Here is a 2,915-nt window from a genome sequence, read left to right on the forward strand (position 1 = left end):
ACCTGTGCCCGAGCCAGGGCACCATGGACATTTTTGTCGAGCCGGTGCTGCCGCATCCGTCGCTGGTGATTTTCGGCGCCAGCCCGGTGGCGCTGTCGCTGGCCGCGCAGGCGCGCCAGTTGGGGTATCACGTCACGCTGGCGGCGCCCGCCGGCGATCTGGCCGCGGTCCCCGACGCCGATGCGGTGATCGATGGCTTTGCGCTCGGCCAACTCAATCAGGCAAGGCGCTTCGTCGTGGTATCGACGCAAGGGCGGGGCGACGAAGCCGCCCTGCGCGCGGCGGTTGCGACCGACGCCGCCTATCACGCCTTCGTCGGCAGCCGCCGCAAGATGGCGGCGCTGCGCGAAAAACTCGTCGGCCATGGACTTGCCGCCGCCGCGCTCGATCGCGTCAAGGCCCCGGCCGGGCTCGATCTCGGCGCGATCACGCCGGAGGAAATCGCGATGTCGATTCTGGCGGAGATCACGGTGGAGCGGAGAAGGGGACAGCGCGGGGCGGGGAAGGCATAGGCTGGGCAAAGCCACCGGGTCGCGCGAATGCGCGCCCGATGACAGGCTCCGCGTGCCCACCAGCGGATTAAAAAAGGTGGTCACGGCGCAAGCGCGCCTTTGCCTGCCCTACGAAGATTTCGGCTATGCTGCCGGTCCTCACCTCGCTGGATCGGAGCAATCACGGATATGACCGAACAAAATTCAACCGATTGGCTTGGCCTCGCCGGCCGCGTTTGCGTGGTGACGGGCGGGGGCGGCGGCATCGGCCGCGCGGTCGCGGTTGATCTCGCGCGGGCCGGCGCGCATGTCGCCGTCATCGATCGCGACGAGCGCGGCCTGGAGGTGACCGGCGCGGAGCTGCGTGAACTGGGCCGCGATTATGCCGTGACACGCTGTGACACCTCGAGTGCGGAAAGCGTCATCGCCGCGTCCGGTTCAATCGAAAAATCGCTTGGACCATGCGGCGTTCTGGTCAACACCGCGGCCGTGCTGCGTCCCGGTGCGCTCGACACCCTGCCGCTCGCGGAGTGGAACGCCGTCCTCGCCGTCAACCTGACCGGCTACTTCCTTTGTGCCCAGATATTCGGCCGCCAGATGCGCGCGCTCGGGCGCGGCAGTCTCGTTCATGTGGCGTCGATCGCAGGCCAGCACGCCCAGGGCCAGAGCGGCGCCTACAGCGTCAGCAAGGCCGGCGTCATCATGCTCTCGCGCCAGCTCGCCAGCGAATGGGGACCGCACGGCATCCGCAGCAACGTCGTCAGCCCCGGCATGGTCATCACGCCGATGAGCCAGTCGTTTTACGATACGCCCGGCGTCACCGAGCGGCGCACCGCGGTCGTGCCGATGCGGCGGATCGGCATGCCGCAGGATATCGCTGACGCCATCCTGTACCTCGCCAGCGATCGATCGTGCTATGTCAACGGCGACGAGATCACGGTCGACGGCGGCTATGTCAACATGCTGATGAATCTGGTGCCGCGGCCGGGCTTTGACTGAAGGTCCGGACGACGTCAGCCGGTACTTACCCTCAAAAGCTCAAATCCATATCGTCGTCCCTGCGAAAGCAGGGACCCATAAACACAGGCGTGTGTTTTGAACGGGATTGTGGCCCCAGCCCGGCGCGACATAAACATTTGCGGTTATGGATCCCGGCTCGCGCTTCGCTTGGCCGGGATGACGGAGGAGAGGATGCGAGTTCGTGCCGACCTCAATCGAACAAACTCGACACCGACTCTTCCGCCGCGGTGCGGCCGATCGCTTCGGCGATCAGTCCGGCGATCGAGAGCGTGCGGATGTTGGGGGCCCTGACCACGGCTTCGGTCGGCAGGATCGAGTCGGTGATGACCAGCTCCTTCAGCTTCGACGCGGCGATGCGGGCCGCGGCGCCGCCGGACAGCACGCCGTGGGAGATGTAGGCGTAGACGTCCCTGGCGCCTTTGGCGATCAGGGCGTCGGCGGCATTCACCAGCGTACCGCCCGAGTCGACAATATCGTCGACCAGGATGCAGGTGTGGCCGGCGACCTCGCCGATCACGTTCATGACTTCGGACTCGCCGACGCGTTCGCGGCGCTTGTCGATGATGGCGAGCGGCGTGTTGATGCGCTTGGCAAGCCCGCGGGCGCGCACCACGCCGCCGACGTCCGGCGACACCACCATGACATTGGCGAGGTCGAAGCGCTCCTTGATGTCGCGCACCATCACCGGCGAGGCATAGAGATTGTCGGTCGGAATGTCGAAGAAGCCCTGGATTTGCCCCGCATGCAGGTCGAGGGTCATGACGCGGTCGACGCCGGCGCGGGTGATCAGATTGGCGACCAGCTTGGCCGAAATCGGCGTGCGCGAGCCGGATTTGCGATCCTGCCGGGCATAGCCGAAATAGGGGATCACCGCGGTGATGCGGCGCGCCGACGACCGGCGCAGCGCGTCGGTGATGATCAGCAATTCCATCAAATGGTCGTTGGCCGGAAACGACGTCGACTGGATGATGAAGGCGTCGGAGCCGCGGACGTTTTCCTGGATTTCGACGAAGATTTCCATGTCCGCGAACCGGCGGACCACGGCCTTGGTGAGCGCCAGCCCGAGCCCCCCGGCGATTTGCTGCGCCAGCGCGGGATTGGAGTTGCCGGCGACCAGCTTGATCGAGCCGCTCTTGGCCGACATCGACGGTTCTCCTCGCGCCTTGCTGGGGACGACATTCAGCATATCGAGAAATCCTCGGGAAACCGGCGCGTTTCGACGATCGAGGAGATATCAGGCCACTGCCGCCGCTGGCAACCCATGGCCCCGGTTTTCCCGGCCAAAAATGGCCATTGCGCCGGCGATTTGGCTAATGTCCGGTGTAGCCCAGCGCGCCGGCGCCCAAACCGCCCGGCCCGGGCCCGGTTTCCTCCGCGCTCGCCACCGCCGGACCGCGGCGAGCC

General features: G+C 66.3%; 3 protein-coding genes. 2 read left to right on the plus strand and 1 reads right to left on the minus strand.

All coding sequences use genetic code 11. The annotated features are described in order from the left end of the window. Together WCE35_RS10005 and WCE35_RS10010 are read left to right on the plus strand one after the other, a co-directional pair. On the plus strand, positions 1 to 512 hold a 512-nt coding region (locus WCE35_RS10005; RefSeq protein ID WP_424593180.1), incomplete at its 5' end, for an XdhC family protein. A gap of 168 nt (positions 513 to 680) precedes the next feature. Further along, positions 681 to 1,490 carry an SDR family NAD(P)-dependent oxidoreductase gene (locus tag WCE35_RS10010; RefSeq protein ID WP_424593181.1) on the plus strand — a complete coding sequence of 270 codons (810 nt, stop codon included), beginning with the start codon at positions 681 to 683 and terminating at the stop codon, positions 1,488 to 1,490. Positions 1,491 to 1,701: 211 nt separating this feature from the next. On the opposite strand, the gene WCE35_RS10015 is transcribed toward WCE35_RS10010, so the two are convergent. Further along, positions 1,702 to 2,655 carry a ribose-phosphate pyrophosphokinase gene (locus WCE35_RS10015; RefSeq protein ID WP_424593182.1) on the minus strand — a complete coding sequence of 318 codons (954 nt, stop codon included), beginning with the start codon at positions 2,653 to 2,655 and terminating at the stop codon, positions 1,702 to 1,704. Positions 2,656 to 2,915 lie beyond the last annotated feature (260 nt).

The organism is Bradyrhizobium sp., assembly GCF_049691595.1.
Classification (GTDB): Bacteria; Pseudomonadota; Alphaproteobacteria; order Rhizobiales; family Xanthobacteraceae; genus Bradyrhizobium.